Annotated in this window: 16 protein-coding genes; 4 read left to right on the forward strand and 12 right to left on the reverse strand. The window is 74.1% G+C overall.

Annotated features, from left to right (window positions below):
• Window positions 1-46: 46 nt before the first annotated feature.
• From fxsT to ACIGJO_RS05480, 7 genes are all read right to left on the reverse strand, one after another.
• Window positions 47-3,028: an FxSxx-COOH system tetratricopeptide repeat protein gene (fxsT, locus tag ACIGJO_RS05450; RefSeq protein WP_399952446.1), complete on the reverse strand. Its 2,982-nt coding sequence runs from the start codon at window positions 3,026-3,028 to the stop codon at window positions 47-49.
• A 68-nt stretch (window positions 3,029-3,096) separates the two neighbouring features.
• Window positions 3,097-4,335 carry an FxsB family cyclophane-forming radical SAM/SPASM peptide maturase gene (locus tag ACIGJO_RS05455; protein WP_399952449.1) on the reverse strand — a complete coding sequence of 413 codons (1,239 nt, stop codon included), beginning with the start codon at window positions 4,333-4,335 and terminating at the stop codon, window positions 3,097-3,099.
• Entirely contained in the window at window positions 4,332-4,508 is a 177-nt protein-coding gene (locus ACIGJO_RS05460; RefSeq protein WP_399952452.1) for a YxD-tail cyclophane-containing RiPP peptide, read from the reverse strand. Before ACIGJO_RS05460 ends, ACIGJO_RS05455 begins: the two co-directional genes overlap by 4 nt.
• Entirely contained in the window at window positions 4,505-7,894 is a 3,390-nt protein-coding gene (locus tag ACIGJO_RS05465) for an SAV_2336 N-terminal domain-related protein (RefSeq protein WP_399952455.1), read from the reverse strand. The genes ACIGJO_RS05460 and ACIGJO_RS05465 overlap by 4 nt, the downstream gene beginning before the upstream one ends.
• A gap of 7 nt (window positions 7,895-7,901) precedes the next feature.
• Window positions 7,902-8,912: an AAA family ATPase gene (locus tag ACIGJO_RS05470; protein WP_399952458.1), complete on the reverse strand. Its 1,011-nt coding sequence runs from the start codon at window positions 8,910-8,912 to the stop codon at window positions 7,902-7,904.
• A gap of 127 nt (window positions 8,913-9,039) precedes the next feature.
• On the reverse strand, window positions 9,040-11,010 hold the full coding sequence (locus ACIGJO_RS05475) for a trypsin-like peptidase domain-containing protein (protein WP_399952461.1): 1,971 nt from the start codon (window positions 11,008-11,010) through the stop codon (window positions 9,040-9,042).
• Entirely contained in the window at window positions 11,003-11,359 is a 357-nt protein-coding gene (locus tag ACIGJO_RS05480; RefSeq protein ID WP_399952464.1) for a CU044_2847 family protein, read from the reverse strand. The genes ACIGJO_RS05475 and ACIGJO_RS05480 overlap by 8 nt, the downstream gene beginning before the upstream one ends.
• A 177-nt stretch (window positions 11,360-11,536) precedes the next feature.
• Between ACIGJO_RS05480 and ACIGJO_RS05485 the strand changes: the two genes are divergently transcribed.
• On the forward strand, window positions 11,537-11,722 hold the full coding sequence (locus ACIGJO_RS05485) for a DUF6104 family protein (protein WP_010061466.1): 186 nt from the start codon (window positions 11,537-11,539) through the stop codon (window positions 11,720-11,722).
• A gap of 176 nt (window positions 11,723-11,898) precedes the next feature.
• Here ACIGJO_RS05485 and ACIGJO_RS05490 read toward each other — a convergent pair whose 3' ends face one another.
• Window positions 11,899-12,780 carry a hypothetical protein gene (locus tag ACIGJO_RS05490; protein WP_399952467.1) on the reverse strand — a complete coding sequence of 294 codons (882 nt, stop codon included), beginning with the start codon at window positions 12,778-12,780 and terminating at the stop codon, window positions 11,899-11,901.
• Between the two features lie 173 nt (window positions 12,781-12,953).
• On the opposite strand from ACIGJO_RS05490, the gene ACIGJO_RS05495 reads away from it, so the two are divergent.
• A complete protein-coding gene (locus ACIGJO_RS05495; RefSeq protein WP_399952470.1) occupies window positions 12,954-13,811 on the forward strand; it encodes a DUF4097 family beta strand repeat-containing protein in 858 nt (285 codons plus the stop codon).
• A gap of 1 nt (window position 13,812) precedes the next feature.
• Window positions 13,813-14,919 (forward strand): helix-turn-helix transcriptional regulator, encoded by a 1,107-nt coding sequence (locus ACIGJO_RS05500; protein ID WP_399952473.1) that lies wholly within the window; start codon window positions 13,813-13,815, stop codon window positions 14,917-14,919.
• Between the two features lie 165 nt (window positions 14,920-15,084).
• On the opposite strand, the gene ACIGJO_RS05505 is transcribed toward ACIGJO_RS05500, so the two are convergent.
• Genes ACIGJO_RS05505 through ACIGJO_RS05520 form a run of 4 tightly spaced genes read right to left on the reverse strand, consistent with a single transcriptional unit; the run spans window position 15,085 to window position 17,854 of the window.
• Window positions 15,085-15,675, reverse strand: coding sequence for a Clp protease N-terminal domain-containing protein (locus ACIGJO_RS05505; protein WP_399952476.1), 591 nt, complete (start codon window positions 15,673-15,675; stop codon window positions 15,085-15,087).
• Window positions 15,675-15,884, reverse strand: coding sequence for a helix-turn-helix domain-containing protein (locus ACIGJO_RS05510; RefSeq protein ID WP_365353667.1), 210 nt, complete (start codon window positions 15,882-15,884; stop codon window positions 15,675-15,677). The genes ACIGJO_RS05505 and ACIGJO_RS05510 overlap by 1 nt, the downstream gene beginning before the upstream one ends.
• 31 nt (window positions 15,885-15,915) lie before the next feature.
• Entirely contained in the window at window positions 15,916-16,452 is a 537-nt protein-coding gene (locus ACIGJO_RS05515; RefSeq protein ID WP_399952480.1) for a GNAT family N-acetyltransferase, read from the reverse strand.
• A complete protein-coding gene (locus ACIGJO_RS05520; protein WP_399952483.1) occupies window positions 16,445-17,854 on the reverse strand; it encodes a cellulase family glycosylhydrolase in 1,410 nt (469 codons plus the stop codon). The genes ACIGJO_RS05515 and ACIGJO_RS05520 overlap by 8 nt, the downstream gene beginning before the upstream one ends.
• 268 nt (window positions 17,855-18,122) lie before the next feature.
• On the opposite strand from ACIGJO_RS05520, the gene ACIGJO_RS05525 reads away from it, so the two are divergent.
• The gene (locus tag ACIGJO_RS05525; protein WP_399952485.1) at window positions 18,123-19,556 is read left to right on the forward strand and encodes a hypothetical protein; all 1,434 of its coding nucleotides are present in this window, start codon (window positions 18,123-18,125) and stop codon (window positions 19,554-19,556) included.
• The last annotated feature ends 28 nt before the right edge of the window (window positions 19,557-19,584 follow it).

The raw sequence follows: 19,584 nt of genomic DNA on the forward strand, positions 1-19,584 counted from the left end.
CCGACACACATCGGCGGGGGCCGGAGCCCGTTGTGCCGGGGTGGGATCAGATCGGCTGGGGCTCGAAGTCCCAGTACGGGCGCTCCCCCGCGGCCGTGGCGCGCACCTTGCGGTGCGTCCGCCCGAGGGAGGCACCGAGCCGGCCCAGTGTCTCGTCGGCCAGCTGTCCGGCCTCCTTCGTCCGGCCCGCCGCCCGCAGGTCGAGGGCCAGCCCCACCTCCAGGCCGACCGTGAGGGCGTGCCCGAGCCCGACGCCCACGCGGGCCCGCCCCAGCGCGGCGCGGCCGAGGTCCACCGCCCCCTGCGGGTCGCCCGTCGCCGTCCGTGCGGCGGTGGCGTTCAGGGCGCAGCCGATGCTCCAGGGGTGATCGTCGCCGAGCACGCGTGCCATGCTCTCCGTCGTCTCCTCGCCGATCGCCAGGGCGGAGCTGTGGTAGCCCAGATCGCGCAGGACGATGCCGCGGTTGGCCCGGCTGCCGATGGCGTAGGGGTGGTCCTCACCGAGCTGGGTGGCGTACAGCCGGGCGGTCGACTCGGCGGTCTCCAGCGCCTCGTCGAACCGGCCCATCTCCCGCAGCAGCATGGCGTAGTCGGTGGAGATCAGCAGCGTCTCGGGGTGGTGGCCGCCCCGGCGGCCGGTCACCTTGTCGCGGACCCGGCGCATCATCGCGTGGGCGTACTGCAGATCGCCCTCCCTGCGCCGGCACAGGGCGAGGTTGTGCTGGGCCTGGAGGGTCTGGGAGTGCTCCCGGTCGAGCACCTGGCCGTGCAGCCAGGTGTTGCGCTCCTGGATCACCAGCGCCTCGCGGTAGCGGCCCAGCAGGCGCAGGGTCCAGGCGGTGTACAGGGCGGACAGCAGGGTGAGGGCGTTGCGGGGGCCGAGCAGCCCGACGCGCGCCTCCAGGATCGCCCGGTGCTGGTCCAGGGACTCCTCGTACCGCCCCTGAAGGGCGATGGCCTGGGCGAGGTTGCTGCGGATGGCAAGGGTGCGGGGCACGGTGCTGTCGCCGAGCTTGCGCACCGCGCGGGCCGTGGCGTCCTCGTAGAGGGAGCGCGCCTCGTCGTACCGGCCGAGGGCCGTCAGCGTGCCGCCGAGGCCGTTCATGGCCCGCAGCAGCTCGATGTCCTGCACGTCCGGGTCCGCGGAGAGCCGTTCGAGGATGTCGCGTCCGACGCTCTCGGCATCGGCGTAGCGTCCCAGCCGGCGCAGCATGTTGGCGTACTGGTGGGTGGCGACCAGGACCGTGCGGTCGGTGGGGCCCGACGCGGCCCGCCAGTGGTCGAGTGCCTTCCTGGTGATCGTCCATCCGTCGCCGTACTCGCCCCGCATCCGGAGGTACTCGACGCAGTTGAGGACGAGGCTCCGTACGTCCTCGTCGGCGGACTTCAGTGCGCCCGAGGGTTCCAGATGGGGGATCAGATCGGCGTAGCGCTGCCAGTGGCGGGGGGACGTCGGGTCCCGGGGGTCGGCGGCGACCAGGACCCGGCAGGCGGTCTCGGACGCCTGCTTGCGGTCGCGGGCCGACAGGGTGCTGCGGACGAAGCGGTGGAAGAGCCGGTGCATGCGCAGGGTGCCCACGGTGAGGATGTCGTCCTGCGGGCCCGTCTCGTACTCCAGCCGCATGGACGTGGTCTCGGAGAGCCTTCGCAGAGCCGAGTTCCAGTTGCTGGGTTCGCTGACCAGGCGCGCCAGATGGACGGGCAGGTCGGAGGCCCTGGCCGACCGCAGCAGCCTGACCGGCACGGTGTCGGCGGAGAAGTGGGCCAGCAGCTTGAGGAGTTCATGGGCGTGCGGCGCGTCCTCGCCGAGGGTGTTCAGCGTGGTGGACCACACGGCCTGGAACCGCTGCGCCTCGCCGCCGGACGGCATGACGTCCAGGACGTTGGGGTCGCCCTCGCGGATGTCCTGGACATAGCGCGCGACGTCGGTGAGGGGATACGCCTCCAGCCAGGCGGCCATCTGGTCGATGAGGATCGGCAGGTCCTCGACCACGTCGGCCAGCCGGTCGGCGTCCTCCTCGGTGATCCGCGGCGCCCGGCGGCAGGCGAAGGCGATGCTCTCCTCCCGTTCGAAGCGGGGCAGTTCGACGAGCTCCGCTCCGTGGGAGGACCAGGAGGTATCGCGGGTGGTGATCAGTACGTGGCCGGGGCCCTTGGGCAGCAGTTCGGCCAGCTCCTCCGGGCTGTCCGCCCCGTCGAACACGATGAGCCAGCGCTGCCGCGACGCGGCGAGGCGGCGCTGGGCGGCGGCGATGAGCCCGCGCAGTTCGTCGCCGTCCCCCGTGCGCAGCTCCTTGGCGAGTGCGGCGAAGTCCTCGCGCGCCATGAGCGGGGTGTGGGCCCTGATCCACCAGATGGCGTCGTACTCGCCGGCGTAGCGGTGCGCGTACTCCCGCGCCAGCTCGGTCTTGCCCATGCCGCCCGCCCCGTGCACCGCCACCGGTGCGGGGGCGGCCTGTGCGGCCGGCGCCGTACGGTCGTGCAGCAGCCGGTGCACCCGGTCCAGGACCTGCCGGCGGCCGGTGAAGCGGCGGTTGCGGCGCTCCACGTTGGACACGGGCGGCGGCTCGTCCGGGAAGCGGAGTCCCCGGTCGAGGTCGACCCCGGAGTGCTGGTCCAGGACGAGCCCGCAGGCGGCCAGCAGACGCTGCTTGGCCTCCTCGCGCCCCACCCCGTAGAGGCCGACGGGGTCCAGCTCACGTGCCGCCTCGGGCAGGCTGTGCGGGGTGACGGAGATGGCCGCGATCTGTGCCCGGTGGGCGGGGAGCACCTGCCGGAGCACATCGGCCCAGGCCCGGTAGCGGCCCGCGTCGAAGCGCAGATACCAGTCGTCCAGCACGAGCAGGACCCGGCCGGGCGCGGCGAGCAGGTCGGTGAGGGCCCGGCCCTCCGGCGGCTTGCGCAGCGGGTCCCAGCGGACGAGGTTCGTGGCGATGCCCGCCGTCTCGCACTCCTCCTCCACCCATTTGGCCCAGGACTCACTCTGTCCCGCGAACACGACCGTGACGTGGTCGGAATCCTCCGTCATCCCGGTACTCCCTCGACGCAAGTGTGCAACTTTGTGCGCAAGCTCTTCGATTGTGCGTCAGATTCCGCTCAGTGAGGGCAGGTTGGCGAACAGTGACCATTGTCTCCCGCGTCACACAGGCGCCGGGCGATGTGCCGTATGAGGTGTTCGAGGTCGGCGCAGTAGACGCTGGGGTGCAGAAAGCCGCTGTTCGGGGCGTACCGGTGCGCGTAGTTGCCGCCGCCGCACACCCGGAGCACCGGGCAGCCGCGGCACTCCGGCGCGAGCCCCTGTTCACCCAGCTGCCGTGCCGCGACTCCGGGGTGGCGCAGCGCCTCGTCGAAGGAGTTGGCGAAGACGTCCAGGCCGGTCTCGGGGGCGCCCGCGTAGGCGCTCTTGAGCGAGTCGACCTGCTCGATCGCGCCGTCCGTGTCGACCACGATCGCGGCCATCGGGGAGAGTCCGACCGCCTCGGCGGTGCTCCGGCTGCCCAGCAGCAGGGCCAGTATCTCCGTGAACAGCCGGATCCTCGTCCGCAGTCCGTCCGCCTGCCACCACAGGTCGAAGACCTCGGCGAGCCACTGCCCGTACGGTGCCGGGTGCGGCCGGTGCCGTCCGGGGCGGGCGGGAGGCTTCCCCGCCGGGGGCGTGCCCCAGTTGGCGTGCGGCAGCAGGAAGTCCATTCCGGGCGGGTCCAGCGCGAGCAGCGAGGTGTACACCTCCCGCGGGTCACCGGCGAGGTCGATCGTGCTGAGGATGCCCGCGTACTGCGCGCCGCGCCGGGCGAGCAGGGCGGCGGCGCGGGACGCGGCGGGCCAGGAGGGCCGGCCGTCGTGGCCCGGTCGCCGGGCGTTGAGCCGGGCGTTCCCGCCGTCGAGGCTGAGGCCCACCCGGATGCCCTCGTCGCCGAGCCGGTCGAGGGTGGCGCCGGTCAGCAGCGTGCCGTTGGTCTGCACCGTGGGCAGGACCTCACAGTCGGCTGGCACGGCCCGGCGTACCGCGCGGGTGTAGGCGAGCAGCGGCCCGGGGCCCGCCAGCAGGGGTTCGCCGCCGTGCAGTTCGACCCGGATGCGGTCCAGGCCGTGGGCGGCGGCGTGCTCGCCGATGCGGTCCGCGGTGCGGGCCATGGTCTCCTCCGCCACCCGGGCCGGGCGCCCGCGCCAGCTGGTGTCGGGGCTGCGGTAGATGTAGCAGTAGTCGCAGGCGAGGTTGCACCGGCTGTGCACCTTGAGCACGAACTGCCGCAGCGGGACCGGGGTCAGGTCCGAGGCGTCCAGCGCCCGGTGCGGCCAGTGCGGAACGGTGCCCGCCGTGGTGTCCGCCGTCACGGGGCGTCCTCGTAGTACGCCACGCACGGTCCGGACTCGGCGGACCGGTCGCGCAGCCCCGCCAGGACCGCGTCCAGCACCGGGTGCCCGGTCGCGCCGCCGCGGTCCACGAGGGCGGCCAGGGACCCGAAGGAGGGCAGGGGCGTGCTGCTGTCGTCGGGCGGCACCGTCATGCGTCACCCGATTCGAGGCGCTGTACGTTCTCCCTGATCCGGTCCGCGACCCGGCCCTGCTCCCCGCCGTGCTCGGTGAGGACGGCGAGCGCGCGGCGGTACTCGGTGAGCGCCCGGTCGGGACCGGCGATCCGCTCCAGCGTGCCGGCCCGGTCCATCAGATGGGCGGCGGCCATGACGGGCGACCCGGCGGCGAGCGCGCGGTCCGCGGCCTGCTTGAAGTACGCCGCGGCCTCGGTGAACCGCACTTCGGCCCCGACCGCCCGGCCGAGCTCCAGGGCCACCTGGCCGCGGACGGCGTGGGCGGAGGCCGCGACATCGCCCGAGACGGCCCCGCGGGCCGCCGCTCCCAATATCCAGTCGGCCTCGTACAGGTCGACCAGGGCTCCCACGAGCCGGAAGCGGAACAGCAGCGCCAGGCCCAGGTTCATTCTCCGCGCGGCGAGATCCGGGCTGCTCTCCGAGGTCCCCGCCACGGACTGGCGCAGCAGCCGGACCGCCTCGCGCAGATCCTCCTCGGACGCGTTCTGCTGTGCCCGGCGCAGCAGGGTGAGGCCGTATATCTGGAGGTTCCCGGGCTCCCAGGGGCTGTCGGCCGGTGTCCGGGACCAGACCTCCGCCCAGGCCTCGACGGCCCGGTCGAGCGCCTCTTCCGGGGAGTCCATGCCCTCGTGGAAGCGCCGGCTCTCGATGGACGCCTTCGCCTCCAGGCAGCGCAGGACCAGCAGTTCGCGCCGGGAGCCGGCGGGCAGGTTCTCGGCGGCGGCCCGCGCCTCGGTGAGCGCCCGCAGGGCGTGCACCAGGCCCGTCTCCGTGTCGAGGCCGGTCCAGGCCAGCTCATGGGCCTGTGCCAGCGCGGCCCAGCCGTCGACGAGGTCGGCGGGGTCGGGCTGCCAGTGCGCGGAGGCGTCGCGGCGCGGCTCCTCGCCGTCCCGGTCGCCCGTGAGCAGGTGCGCCATCCGGGCCAGGGACTCGGTCAGATCGGCGCGGGCGCGCCGGGCGGCGTCCCGTACCCGCTCCGGGGCGCCGGCCGGGCCGCCGTCCGTCGTCCCCGCCAGCCGGCGGGCGAGCATGGTGTAGGACCGGCCGCGCAGATACAGCGACGAGGGCGGTACGGGGTCCGCCTCGACCAGCGTGTCCAGTACGCCGATCGACCGGAGCATCATGGCCGAATACCACTCCTGGGGATCTTCGGGCGGCGGGCTGTGCAGCCGCAGGGCCTGCTCCGCGAAGTCACCGGCCAGCTCCTGGAGCACCCGGGCGCGGACGATCGCGGCCGTCCTGGCGACCACGCCGCCCCCGGCCACCGCCTCCGCCAGCGCCCGCTGTGCGTCGTCCAGCAGCAGGAAGCGTACGGAGTCCGCGTCCGCGCTCTCCCCCGGTGCGGCGGCACGCTCCCGGTACCGGCCGGGCACCGCGTCCGTGTCCGGCCCGGCCGCCGCCACCTCCTCGGCCATCCTCACCAGCACGTCGCCCATGGTCCGGTAGGCCCGGGACACGGTGGGCACGGCCTGCTCCGCGGCCCGCAGGGCGCCCTTGAGGTCTTCGCCGAGCCGGCGCGCCTCCCACCGCTCGACGAGGGCCGAGGCCAGGGACGCGTACAGCTCGGCCTGTTCCGGGCGGCGGCGCTCGGCCTCGGACGCCGAGCCGAACAGCGCGATTCCGGCGTCCAGATCCCGGGCGGTGCCCTGCTGCCGGAACCGTTCCAGCCGGGCCCGTGCCTCCGCCGCCGCCTCGCCGGGCGAGTCGGTGTGCTCCGTCGCGGCGGTGACGGGCCGGGGCAGGGAGCGGCGCAGCACCCGGGTGGAGATCACGGCGAACTCCCGCAGCAGCGGGTCGTCCAGGGAAGTGCCCGGTGGCCGGGGCGGCTCCACACTGCCTTCCAGGTAGGCCACCGCCATCGCGGGGAAGTTACGGGCCGTGCGCCCCCAGCGCCCCTCGATGTAGCGGGAGAGGTGTTTGAGCGCCAGATCCGGGTCGCCGGGCGCCAGCCGTTGGTACAGCTCGGCCCAGACACCGTCGCGGAACGCGTAGGCGGGGCTGCCGGGTCCCCCGTCGAGACGGGTGAGCAGCCCCCCGAGCAGTACTTCCGCGAGCACGTCGGGACCGCTGTCCGGCAGCATGGCCCGCTGGAGGTGCTGCATCACCGGCAGTTCGAGCGGGGTGGTGGTCAGCCACTGGGCGAGCCGGACCGCGGCGGGCGAGGCATGGCGGCGGAACGCCCGGACCCGTTCCCGGGCCGGTACGTCGGTGGCCCGGCGGGCCGGGGCGGGGGCGGGGCGCGGGTCCGGACCGACCCAGGCGGCCGCCGCCCGCAGCGTCAGCTCGCCGGTCCCGGACAGCAGCCGGGCCCAGGTCTCCAGGGGCAGGTGGTGGGGCGCCAGCACCGGAACGGCCACCGCGCGGTGGGGCGCCTCGCCCGGTGACAGGAACTCCAGCCGCCCCGCGGGGCCTTCGGGTCTGCGCAGCATTCCCGGCCGGGCGGGCAGATGGGTGTTGCGCCACATCCGCTGCGGCAGCGGCTGGACGACGGCGACCGGCATGGCGGCCGCCCAGCGGTGGAGCAGCCGGTGCATGGCGCCGTTGCGCCACATCGGTCCGGCGCAGTCGCTGAACAGCAGCGTGATCTGCCGTCCGGTGGGGTCGGTCAACTGGGCCGGGGGCCGCAGCGCGGCCGGGCCGGCGATGGCCGTGGTGGCGGCGCCCGGGGCACCGTCCGGGTCCTCGTGCAGATAGTGGACGCGCACCTCGCGGAAGGCACCGGCGCGTTCGAGGACCTCCCGCAGCTCGTCGAGGGTCTGCTCCCACACCATGGTCGAGGAGGAGACGTCCATGAGCAGCTGGGCGCGGGCCACCCGGCGGCGCGCGGGGCGCAGCACCGGCACGGTCAGGCCGGTCTCCGCCGCGCGCTGTGCCGTGGCCTTCTCGTCGAGGAGTCCGCCCGCCGGGCGGGCGGGCGGCCGGAACCGCTGCAGGGGGCGCAGCGCGCGCTGGAGGGCGAGCGGGTCGGGCAGGGTGGGCGCGGTGGGGACCCGTACGGGGGAGCCCCCCTGCCGGGTGCCGGTGCCGTCGGCTCCCTCGCCGTCCGCGGCCGGGGCGCGCAGCGCGGCGAACCCCTCGGCGGGTGCCGCGGGGCCGCGGACGAGCGGTGCCACCGGATCCGGCGCCGCGATGTGCCCGGTCGCCGGGTCGCCGGGCCCCGGCCCCGCCGCGGCCGGGGCCGGCGGCCCGTCCGGCCAGGTGGCGGGCCCGACCCAGCGGGCGAGCCACAGCGCGTCGGCCACCTCTTCGGCGGTGGTGCTGAATTCGGCCTCCCGGAGCCGGGCGACCAGTGCGGTGAGCACGCCGTGCTCAGCGCCGGCTGCCCTGCGGGAGGCGGAGTTCATCGCGGCGTCACCGCTGCTGGGGGTGCTGTTCCAGGGGACGCATCAGCAGCCGGGCGATGCTGTCCCGCCTGCTGCCTGCCTCCCGTGCGGTGTGCTGGGTGAGGAAGATCGCGTTGAGCAGTTCGTCGGTCGGCCGCAGCCCCTCGTCGTCGCCCCGGCTGAAACTCTCCAGGAGGTCCCGGTTGGCCTCGTGCGCGCCCTCCCCGAAGTGGGCGTGCACCAGCGCGGCGAGCCGTTCGTTGCGCGGTGGTTCCAGATTGAGCCGGATGCAGCGCCGCAGCAGGGGCTTGGGGAAGTCGCGCTCGCCGTTGCTCGTCATCACGACGAAGGGGAAGGCGCGGCAGCGCACCCTTCCGTCGACGACGGGCACACTGCGGCCGTCGTCGTCCAGGACGGTGACCGGCGCGTGTCCCTCGCGCTTGGCGGTGCGCTCCAGCTCGGGGATGCGGAACTCGCCCTCCTCCAGCACGTTCAGCAGGTCGTTGGGCAGGTCGATGTCGCTCTTGTCGAGCTCGTCGATGAGCAGCACCCGCGGGCGTTCCGCCGGGAGGAGCGCCGTGCCGAGCGGACCGAGCTTGATGTACTCGCCGATGCCGCCCTCGCCCGCGCCGCGTTCACGGGAGAGCTGGGCGTCCTGGAGCCGGCCGATCGCGTCGTACTCGTACAGCCCCTGCTTCAGTTCCGTACGGCTGACGACGGACCACTGCAGGACCCGGCCCAGGCCCAGCTCCCGGGCGACGGCGTGGGCGAGCGTGCTCTTGCCGGAGCCGGGCTCGCCGGTCACCAGGAGCGGCCGGCGCAGATACAGGGCTGCGTTGATGAGCTGGATCGCGTCCTCGTCCTGGACGGGGAGCAGGGGACGCCCGCCGAGGCGCCGCTTCGTCGAGGAGTCCGGGTCGGGGACCGGGAGACCGGTCGGCTCACCGGTGAAGTCGCGCCAGGGCGGCGGGGGCGGAAGCTCGCCGATCCGTTCCGGGGCAGGCTCTCCCTCACCCCGGTAAATCAGCCAGTTGCTCATTTCTCGCTCCTCGTCGGCGGTCGGTGACTTCCCGCGCTCTGGCCGACGGGGGCAGGCAACGCCCACCTTGGGCCCACGGGAATGTACCCCCGCACGGCCCGGCCAAAGCTGATTTCCGGCCAAGTCGTCATGGTGAGTCCACCGGTCCCATGGGCCGCTCCGGCACCGGGCGGCGGGGGTCGTCGTACATGACGGCGACGGACTCGGCCCAGTGCCCCGTCGTCCCGGTCTCGTGGATCTCTTCTCTGATGCGCCGCAGCCGGTCGGGGAGTTCGGGGATCGACTCGGTGTGCGCCAGCAGGTCGGCGACGCCCTTGTGGAGGTCCTCGCAGTCGCTGCCGCAGGGGCCCCGGTCATGGCCGTCGATGCGCCACAGGGCGATGCCGTGGCCCGTGTCGAAGGCGAACTCGATGGCCTTGCGGCCGATGCCCCGACTCGCGGGATGGCACAGGACGGGGATGCCGGAGGGCTGTATGTCGGCGAAGTGCCTGGTCCGGGGCGGCTGTCCGGCCGGCGGCACCCGGCTCGCCGTGAGCGGTCCGCACCCGGCCGCCGCGCTCCAGCGGTCCGACCAGAGGGCGTCCGGCTCCCCGCGCCGGTCCACATTACGCAGGACGATCCGCCGTCTCACCCCGACCGGAAGGTGGGCGGGGTCGCCCAGGCGCGCTTCGTCGGCGAGCTGCCACCGGTGTACGGGGGTGTCGAAGTACCCGGCGGGTACGACGACTTCGCAGGGCGCGGGCACCCCGCCCGCCGTGTCGGCGAACTGGAAGGCCTCGGCGAGGTGTTCGCGCAGGTTGAGGCGGAGCCGGCCGGGCGCCACGCCGTTCGGGTCGGTCTCCGAGGCGAAGATCTCGTGGTCGCCGCTGCCGTCGTCGATCCTGATCTGCCAGTGCAGGGTCCCCCAGGGCAGTTCGTCGAGTTCGACGACGACGATGTGGGCCGGGTCGGCGGGACCGGGGTAGGGGATGACGACGCGTTCCGTGCTCTCCCCCTCCGGCAGCCGGGCCTGTTCCACCAGCCGCCGCAGATGCGGGGGCAGTCTGCGCAGCCGGCCCTCCAGCCAGTCGTCGAGCCCGCTCGTGTCGCCCCCGTAGCCGCGGGTGAGTTCGCCGACGAGCCGCAGGTAGTGCATGAAGACGTACGCCGGGAGCGGGGTGCCGTCGCCCCGGTAGAGCAGCCCGTGCCCGTCGCGCCAGGTCATGGGGGCCGGGCCGGTGTGCGGCAGCCGTTCGTTGCGTACGTGGCGGGCGAGCCCCGCGACATCGCCCTCCAGGGGCGGGGCCAGGCCCGCGAGGTGGTTCAGCGCGTTCACCCGGTCCTCGGGGGACCACTGTTCGGCGTCGGCGCCGGAGTCCCGGCCGCCGAGCCGGGCCTGGTGGGAGGTCCAGCTGCCGGTGTCGGCCCGGCGGCCGTGGTGCCAGCGGTCATGGGCGTCCATGACCTCGCGGTACAGGGCGCCGAACCGGCGCAGGGCGGCGGCGGACACGGCCCGTCCGCCGTCCTGCTCCGCGCGGCCGGACTTCACGATCTCCAGCACGGCGCCGGTGGCGGGATCCAGTACCGGTCCGCCCGAGACACCTGGGGGAAATTCGGCCAGGGACTCGAAGCGGACGGCGAGCGCCCCGTCGTCGACGTTCGCCTTGACCGCGCCGCGCCAGAGCCCGTACGGACTGCTGTCCTCGTCGGCCTCGTCCTGGGTCGGCCGGAAACCGAACGCCAGCCGGTCGCCGCCGCCGGAGACCATCTGGTCACCGAGCCAGACGCACTCGTGCTCGACGGTGTCGTCGAGCAGCCGCACCAGGGCCAGATCGCGCCGGGCCGGGATGTGATCGCTCCACGGGTCGCCGACGAGCCACTCCTCCAGCCGCGCCGCCGCCGGGGCGATGCCGTGCTGCCGCTGGTCGCCGGCCACCCGGAAGGCCCGGTCCCGCTCCTCCCGCACATGCGGGAGGAGCACATGCGCGGCGGTCAGGATCCAGCCGGGCGCGACGAAGAAGCCGCTCCCCCACATCCCGTCCTGGCCCGGCTGCGGCGGCAGGAAGTGAACGGTGGCCGCCCGGACGAGTGCGTCGAGGTCGGGAAGGCCGTCAGACATCCGTGCCGGCCGGCCCCTCCGGGTCCCGCTCGCCCAGCCGCCAGGTGAGGGAGACCTGGACGGACGCCTTGGCCTCACCGTCCGCGAGAATGGCGAGCGCCTTGCCGGACTTGGTGCTCAGCTCCACCCCGAAGGTGACCGAGGCCTCGTGCGGCCTGACCGCGGCCGCGGCGTTCAGGACGGTGCCGCCGACCCGGGCGATCAGCTCGTTGAGCTGCTCCAGCCGGGCCGCGGCGGCATCGGCCACGCCGACGTCCCGGTCGGACGACCCGTACCCCTCGGCCGCGCTGACCCTGGCATAGACGATCTTGCCGTCACCTAGATCGATACGACGGACACGACCACTCACGGCTCCCCCGATCCGCACGTCAAGGCAGGTGCCCCGGCGCTGACTTGATCCGGCCGACAAGATTACTGTCCGGCACCCCGGCAGGCGAGGGGGAACGGCTTCGCACAGTCGAGATCCGGCCGCTCCGGCGACCCCATACCCTGAGGGGAGAACTTCCGTACGCAACAGGAGCACGTCTTGTACTTCACCGACCGTGGCATCGAGGAACTGGAGAAGCGGCGCGGCGAGGAGGAGGTCACCTTCGAGTGGCTCGCCGAGCAGCTGCGTACGTTCGTCGACCTCAACCCCGACTTCGAGGTGCCCGTCGAGCGCCTCGCGACCTGGCTGGCGCGGCTGGACGACGAGGACGACGAGGACGAGTAACGGGGGCCCTCGCCCTCCGCCCCGCCCACCGCCCCGGGCGCCGGCCCCGTACCGCGCTCCGGCTCCGTACCCCCCGGGCCCGGTCCGGCCTCGGCCCCGTACCCCGTCCCGGCCCCGGGCTCCGGCTCCGGCTCCATACCCCGTCCCGGCCCCGGGCGCCGACCGTGCCCCCAGGGCTATTCCGGTCCCTGACTCCGGGGCGGCCGGGTCCCGCGGACGCGGTGGTACGCGATACCCAGCGCGCCCTGCGCCAGCAGCACCGCCCCGGCCGCGGCCCAGCCTCCGCTGCGCCGGCGTGCGCCCCACAGCAGGAGCGGCAGCCCGGCCACGACCTCGGCCACGGCCACCGCTCGGGCCCTGGGGCCGCGTACCCACGTGCCGAGGCTGCTGTTCTCGACCGCGTCCAGTTCCACGCGTACGGCATCGCGCCAGCCCGCCCACTCGACGCGCTGCGTCCCCGGCAGCACCGCGGCCACACCGCGCAGCCGGTCGGCGGATTCGCCGGGGCCGAGGCCGGGCGGCAGGGTCAGTCCGGTGCGGGTGAGCACGGCGAGCAGTCCGGTCAGCCGGGCGTCGGCGTCCGCGTCGGGGTCCGGAAGGGTCAGTGCGTCCAGCGCCTGGAGGTCCAGGACAGGGTCGAGGCCGAGCCGTGCGGCGATGGTGCGCATGGCCTCGCCCTCGCCCGCCGGGGTGCCGTCGGCGAGCCAGATGTAGCCGACGGGGCGGCGGAACCCGGCGGCCAGTGTGCAGCCGGCCCGGTCGCCGTCCCACCACAGGGCCAGCACCGGCCAGGCGGAGCCGACCGCGAGCGCGGTGGCCCAGCCGCCGAGCACCCGCTCGACGGGCTCGGCCGCCCCGTCCGCCGCGGCGTCCGTCCCCGCCCGCCCCGGCCCGGCCTGCGCCGCGCCCTTCCAGGGCTTCCCCTCCGGTACGAGTGCGCTCCACTCGTCACCCGCCGCGGTGAGCAGCATCGGCTCGCGCAGGAGGTGAGCCAGGGGCCGCACGGCCTCGGGGTCGGCCCGGCACAGCAGCAGCGCCCCCACGGATGTCGCGTTCATGCCTCACACGCTAGGGCAATTTGCCCATGTATGACGCTGTTTGAGCGACACCCCTGGCGTTCGGGCGATCGACGGCTCCCCCGATCACGCTTGACTTCATCAATCCGCGATATATCGTGTTCGACACGAGACGCGATATGTTGCGTCACCACGCTCTCCGGGAGGTCATATCCATGCCTGTGTCGACGTGGGCCGTCGCCGAGCCGCAGAAGCTCACCTTCGACGAACCGGTGACCACGCTCCAGGTGCGCATCGTCAACGGCACCGTCAACGTGGTCGGCAGCGAGGACCCGGCCGCCCGGCTGGAGATCTCCGCGGTGGAGGGCCCGCCGCTCGTGGTGACCCAGCAGGACGGCACCCTGACCGTCGCCTATGAGGACCTGCACTGGAAGAGCCTCCACAAGTGGCTGGAGGACAAGGGCTGGCGCCGCAGGGCCGTCGTCTCCGTCGTCGTGCCCGCCGACTGTGCCGTGGAGGTCGGCGTGGTGGGCGCCGAGGCCGTCGTCTCCGGGATCCGGGGACGTACCGAAGTGCGCGGCGTCAGCGGTGACACCAGCGTGTCGGGTCTCACCGGCAAGGTGACCGCCGAGACGGTGTCCGGGAATCTGGAGGCCCAGGACGTCACCGGCGACCTCCGCTTCCAGTCCGTCTCCGGCGATCTGACCGTGGTCGACGGCGCCGGGACCTCCGTACGCGCCGAGTCAGTCAGCGGCGGCATGATCCTGGACCTCGACCCGTCCGGACGGCCCACCGACATCCGGCTGACCACGGTCTCCGGCGAGATCGCCATCCGGCTGCCGCACCCGGCGGACGCGACGGTCGAGGCGAACACCGCGAGCGGCACCCTGTCCAGCGCCTTCGAGGATCTGCGGGTCAGCGGACAGTGGGGGGCGAAGAAGATCACCGGCACCCTCGGCGCCGGGACCGGGACACTGCGGGCGATGACCGCGTCCGGATCGATCGCCCTGCTGCGCCGCCCGCAGGCCGAGGAAGAAACGTACGACGCCGAGCCGACCGGAAAGGTTCTCTGACATGCCCCCCGTATTCGCCCACGGCCGTCTGCGCCTCTACCTGCTGAAGCTGCTGGACGAGGCCCCGCGCCACGGCTACGAGGTGATCCGGCTCCTGGAGGAACGTTTCCAGGGCCTGTACGCGCCCTCGGCGGGCACCGTCTACCCGCGCCTGGCCAAGCTGGAGGCCGAGGGTCTGGTCACCCACGCCACCGAGGGCGGCCGCAAGGTCTACTCGATCACCGACGCGGGCCGCGCCGAGCTGGCGGGCCGCGGCGGCGAACTGGCGGATCTGGAGCTGGAGATCCGCGACTCCGTCTCCGAGCTGGCCGCCGAGATCCGCGACGACGTCCGCGGAGCGGCGGGCAAGCTGCGCAGCGAGATGCGGGCCGCCGCGTCCGAGTCCCGGCACACCCCGGGCGGCGGAGCGCCGGACGGCAAGGGCACCAAGGGCGCGAAGGGGTCCCGCCCCTACCCGTTCGGCGACTTCGGCGACCTGGGCGACCTGGGTGACAGCGAGGCATGGCGCACGGCGAAGGAAGAGCTGCGCAAGGCCAAGCAGGAGTGGAAGGAGCAGGCCCGCCGGGCGAAGGACGAGTCCCGGCGCGCCCGCGAGGACGCCCAGCAGGCCCGCCGCCAGGCCCAGGAGGCCCACGAGAAGGCACGCGACCAGATGCAGAACGCCGCACGCCAGGTCCAGGAGCACTTCGCGCGGGGCGACTGGCCCGCCGGTGTGCGCGAGGGCCTGGCCGAGATCACCGGCCAGCTCGGCGGATTCGCCAGGACGGGCAGCTGGCCCCCCTTCGGCAAGCCCGAGGACACCGGGGCCGCCGAGGACACCGGGGCCGCCGGGGACACCGGGAGGGCCGGAGCAGCCGGGGCGGACCCCGAGTGGGGCCGGGACACGGCCACCACCGGCGACCCCGCTCGCGACCTGGACCGCCTCCTGGACCGCTTCCGTGACGACATCCGCGACGCGGCACGGGACCACGGCGTCACGGAGGAGCAGCTGACCGATGCGCGCCGCCACCTGGGTTCGGCGGCGGCGCACATCGACTCGCTGCTGCGCAAGGGCGGCTCCACGGGCGGGGACGCCGGCGACGGCGACGGCGACGGCGACAAGGGCTGACGGCCGAGGGCCTGCCCGTACCCCGCCCGACCCGGCCCCCGGGCGAGGTACGGGCAGGCGAGGTACGGGCCGGGCGGGGTACGGGTCAGGCGGGGTACGGGTCAGGCGGGGTACGGGCCGGGCGGGGTACGGGCCGGGCGGGGTACGGGCCGGGCGGGGTACGGGTCAGCCCGCCTCCGCCTGCGGCCCTCCGCCCCACCGGCCCGCTCCCCCGCCCCCGTACAGGGCACGCTCCACGGTGGCGTAGGTCGCCCCGTGCTCGGCAAGGACGTCCGCGACCGTGCCCGGGGCGGCGGTGAGCGCCAGCAGCAGGTGCTCCTCGCCGATGAAGCGGTCGCCGCGCCCGAGGGCGACCCGCAGCGACTTCTCCAGGACGGTCTTCGCGCCCGGGGTGAACGGGCGGCGCCCGGACCACCACCGGCGGCTCGTCCGGTCACCGGCGAGCGCGCCCTCGCCGTGCACTCCTTCCACGCGGGACACGATCTCGTCGACATCGATCCCGATCCCGGCGAGCGCGTCCCGGTCGGCCCTGGTCAGGCCTCCGCGCCGACGGGCATCGGTGAGCGAGGACTCCAGCCCGTCACGGCGGTCGGCGAGGCCGAGTGCCGCGACGGCGAAGGAGGCCCTGCTGCCCTTCTGTTCCAGCAGGGCAAGAAGCAGATGCTCCTCGGCGACCGAGCCGGCACCGGCCCGTTCGGCCTGGACGACGGCACCGGCCACGACGGCTCGGGCGCCCTTGGTGAATCGCTCGAACATCAATGCCTCCCGTACTTCTTGTGCACGGCCTGGCGGCTGACGCCCAGCTCGGCCGCGATCTCCTGCCACGACCAGCCCTGGGCGCGGGCGCTTCCGACTTGTACGGCTTCGAGCTGTTCCAGCAGACGCCGCAGCGCGGCGACGGCCCGCAGCCCGACACGCGGGTCACGGTCACCGGCACGTGCGGCCAGATCCGTTGCTTCGGTCATGACGTCAACCTACGTTGACACAGCCCCCTCGTCAACCCTCGTTGACAGAATCGGTCGCGAGACGGGCATGCCGCTCCACGTCGAACCGCTCCTCGCCGTACCGCAGCTTCCCCCGCTCGACCCCCTCCGCCGCGAACCCGGCCCGCACGGCGACCCGACAGGAGGCCGGGTTGTCCGTCCGGTGCCCCAGTTCGAGCCGGAACAGGCCGAGGTCGCCGAAGGCCCAGCGGGCGAGCGCCCGCACGCCCGCCCCGGCGACGCCCCGGCCCCGGGCGGGGCCGGCCGTCCAGTACGAGACCCAGCCCGTGTCATGGCCGCGGTTCACCGCGCCCACGGCCACGCACCCGAGCACCTCGCCCTCCCCCACGACGGCCCAGGCGTACCCGGTGCCGGCCGCGCGCTCCCGCTCCCGGTCCGCCACCCAGTCCCGGGCCTCGGCCGGGGTCGTGACGGGACGGGCCGTCTGGCGCGACATCACGGCGGGCGCGAAGGCACGCAGCACGGCCGGGGCGTCGTCCGGCCGCCAGGAACGCAGAACCAGCCCCTCAGGGGTCTTCAACTCAGCCATGGGCGCCACTCTCGCGCACCGTCACCCCGACCCGCGCCCCGCCCCTCGCCACGACCCGCAGCTCTCCCCCGTGCCGCGCGTCCCCCCGGACCACGGCGTGCCCGTCCACCGAGACCCGCCAGCCCCGCGCCGAGGGCGGCAGCGAGATCTCCGTCGTACCGCGCCGGGCCGCCGTGTAGGTGAGCCGGTAGACCCGGGCATCCGCGTCGTACGTGTCGGAGCGGACCGCGCCCGCGACCGCCGGGGCGTACGGGGTGGCGGTCAGCTCCTTGTTCGTACGGAAGCGGCCCTGCTCGTCGACGGCGCAGTAGCCGCCCCCGTAGCACCACACATAGCCCGCCCAGCCGGAGCTGTAGCGGTTCAGGGAGGCCACCGCCTCGCGGTAGAAGCGGTTCATCAGCGGGAGCCCGTTGTTCAGCGGCCCCCATTCACCGACGACGACCGGAATGCGCTGCTCCTTCGGGTACGCGGTCACGGCGGCCTCGTACGACTCGATCCAGCCCGCGCCGGGGTCGTAGTCGGCGCCCGCCTCCATCGCCGTGTTGTAGAAGTGCGGCGCGTACACGGTCCTGCGGTCCTCGATCCGCCCCAGCCCGGTGGGTACGCCCTCGCCCACGATCGGCGTGGGTTCGACGAAGACCCAGGTGTCGCGGTCGGCCGAACGCACCGCGCGGGCCAGCCTGTTGTACATCGGGGTGAGCTGCTCGGCCTCGATCCGGCGGGCGGCCGCGAGCAGGTCCTCGCCCTCCCGCAGCTCCCCCATCGGCTCGTTGATCAGGTCGTAGCCGATGACCGCCGGATGGTCCGCGAACCGGCCCGCGAGGACCCGCCACATGTCGGCCTGGGCGCGCCGCAGGTCCGGGTCCTCGTACAGGTGGGTGAAGGCCCGCTGGACGGCCGGCTCGAAGTACTCGGCGAACCAGTCGTCGGGGTGCGGGGTGAACGGCAGCCCGTCGGTACGGGTGGCCCAGGCGGGGATGCCGCGGTGGCCGAAGGCCGGTCCGAAGACGTCCTGGTGGGCGTCGAGGAGGACGTGGACGCGATACTTCCGCGCCCAGTCCAGGATCCGTTCGATCCGGCGCAGATACCGTTCGCTGTACCGGCCCCGTTCCGGCTCCAGATCGTCCCAGAAGACCAGCAGCCGGGCGAAGTTGAACCCCTTGGCCCGCAGGTCGCGGAAGTGCCTCTCGGTCACGGCCGTCAGCGCCGCCTCGCCGCGGTTCGCCTTGTCCTCGACGTTCCAGCCGCGCAGGGTGAGGGTTCTGCCGCGGTCGTCGGTCAGCCGCGGGACGCCGGCCTCCGGCCGGTCGGGGGCGGGACGCGCGGACGCGGCGGGGGCGAGGGCCCCGGCCGCCAGCACGGAGGAGACGACGACTGCCACGAGTGCTCTGCCGATACGCATGGGCAGATCCCATCAGCAAACCTGACGCTCCATCAAGAGTGCCTGGGGCGGGGACGGTCGGCGGACGGTACCGGGCCGTGCGACCGCTCCGGGCCTGGGACGGACGCGCTCCGGGCCGGGATGGACGCGGACCGGCCGGGGCTGGACACGGACCGGTTCCTCCCGAAGGGTGGCGCTGGGGCGGGGGCGGCGGAACCATGGGCCGGAACAGCAATCCCCGGGCCACGATCCGTGCCGCCGGGGCGCGGGAAAGAAGTGAGGCGGGGTCATGCGTAGCTATGCCGGTGCGGTGGTCGGCAACTTCCTCTTCGCCACGGTCTGCTGTTTCCCGGTTCCGCTGGCCTACGTCGTGGCCTGCCTCGCCTGGTCCGAGGGCGAGGACTGGGCCTGGATCCCGCTGCTGATCGCCGTGGCCGGCTCGGGCATGGTCCTGATCCTGGCCTCCAGGCTCACGCGTCGCGGATTCCCCCGGGTCACGCGCGCCGACCGGTTGAAGCACGGCGGCGTCACCTACGGCGAGGAGACCTTCGTGATGTGGGCTCCGCAGTCCCCGAAGGGCCATCCGCAGGCACGGCTGGTGCGCGCGGACGTGCTGGAGGCGTCACTCGCGCGGTACGACCCCGAGGGCGGGACGGGCGTCACGTCGTACCCGGGCAACTACACCCCCGGCGAGTTCACCCCGCTGGTCGCACTGAGGCTGCGGGTGTACGAGGCGGAGGAAGCCGGGGCCGGGGGCCCGGCGGGGTCGTTCGAGATCACGGGCGAATGGCGGGTCCCGTCCGTGTGTCTGTCGGCGGTCACGGCGGGCCGCCTCGCCGTCCTCGTCGCCCCGGCCGGACCTTCCGGATCCGCCGGACCCGCCGGACCGCAGCCCCACGGAAGGGTCACACCCCTGTGGCCCAGCAGCACCCTGCTGGCAGGGACACGGACCTGCCGGGTGGCCGACCTCGAAGGCGGGCTGAGCGATGCGACCCGGCGCCCCGGCCGGCTGCTGCGGCAGATGCGGATCTCGCGGGCGGCGGGAGGCGTCGAGATGACCGGCGACACGATCGATCTCGGGCGCCTGGACGCGCACACGGCGGCGCGCTACACCGCCGTGGTCGAGCGGGACCGTTCCTTCCCCGAGGACCGGGCACCGGTGACCGAGCCGGGTGAGGAGGCCCGGTGGATCGTGGACGAGCTCCCCGGCGAACGGGCGGCGTTCGGATCCGTCGGCCGGCGGTGGTCGCGCCGCGGTGGCGTTCTGGTGCGGGGCCGGTTCCTGAAGATGCGTTCCACGCACAGCTTCCAGGACCACGGCCCGGTCCTGGACACGGTGCTGCGCGTCCATCCGGCGGACGGCACACCGCCGTTCGAGGCCGCCCGGAGGCTGACGGTCCCGATGACCTATCTGGCGGTGCTGCACCGCACCAGGGAGGTCGTCCTGTACGCGGACCCGGCCGGCAGGTCGTACGTCGTCGACTGGCCCCGCACCAATCTCCTCGCCGGCACCACCGCCGCGGCGGTCATCACCCCCGAGGGCCGGGAGCTCCCCCTGGCGGGGCGCCCCGACGTGATCTGGTCCCTGATGAATCTGCTCGCATCACACGGCCTCTCGAACCCGGACCCCGTCCTGGACCTCCGCAGGCGCCGGATGAGCCCGGTGGCGGGGGCGGCGGTGGAACTGACGCGGGCCGGCCAGGACGTCGCGGGCCGTTCCTGAGCACTGCCCCGCCGGCCCCGCCGGGACG

Origin of the sequence: Streptomyces sp. NPDC079020, assembly GCF_044542225.1 — a bacterium.
Taxonomy (GTDB): Bacteria; Actinomycetota; Actinomycetes; order Streptomycetales; family Streptomycetaceae; genus Streptomyces.

Bases quoted from the DNA above. Each gene is read 5' to 3' on its own strand.
- ACIGJO_RS05525 (WP_399952485.1), top strand. From the start codon at position 18,123: ATGCGTAGCTATGCCGGTGCGGTGGTCGGCAACTTCCTCTTCGCCACG.
- fxsT (WP_399952446.1), bottom strand. From the start codon at position 3,028: ATGACGGAGGATTCCGACCACGTCACGGTCGTGTTCGCGGGACAGAGT.
- ACIGJO_RS05505 (WP_399952476.1), bottom strand. From the start codon at position 15,675: ATGTTCGAGCGATTCACCAAGGGCGCCCGAGCCGTCGTGGCCGGTGCC.
- ACIGJO_RS05510 (WP_365353667.1), bottom strand. From the start codon at position 15,884: ATGACCGAAGCAACGGATCTGGCCGCACGTGCCGGTGACCGTGACCCG.
- ACIGJO_RS05470 (WP_399952458.1), bottom strand. From the start codon at position 8,912: ATGAGCAACTGGCTGATTTACCGGGGTGAGGGAGAGCCTGCCCCGGAA.
- ACIGJO_RS05490 (WP_399952467.1), bottom strand. From the start codon at position 12,780: ATGAACGCGACATCCGTGGGGGCGCTGCTGCTGTGCCGGGCCGACCCC.
- ACIGJO_RS05515 (WP_399952480.1), bottom strand. From the start codon at position 16,452: ATGGCTGAGTTGAAGACCCCTGAGGGGCTGGTTCTGCGTTCCTGGCGG.
- ACIGJO_RS05520 (WP_399952483.1), bottom strand. From the start codon at position 17,854: ATGCGTATCGGCAGAGCACTCGTGGCAGTCGTCGTCTCCTCCGTGCTG.
- ACIGJO_RS05500 (WP_399952473.1), top strand. From the start codon at position 13,813: ATGCCCCCCGTATTCGCCCACGGCCGTCTGCGCCTCTACCTGCTGAAG.
- ACIGJO_RS05495 (WP_399952470.1), top strand. From the start codon at position 12,954: ATGCCTGTGTCGACGTGGGCCGTCGCCGAGCCGCAGAAGCTCACCTTC.
- ACIGJO_RS05475 (WP_399952461.1), bottom strand. From the start codon at position 11,010: ATGTCTGACGGCCTTCCCGACCTCGACGCACTCGTCCGGGCGGCCACC.
- ACIGJO_RS05465 (WP_399952455.1), bottom strand. From the start codon at position 7,894: ATGAACTCCGCCTCCCGCAGGGCAGCCGGCGCTGAGCACGGCGTGCTC.
- ACIGJO_RS05460 (WP_399952452.1), bottom strand. From the start codon at position 4,508: ATGACGGTGCCGCCCGACGACAGCAGCACGCCCCTGCCCTCCTTCGGG.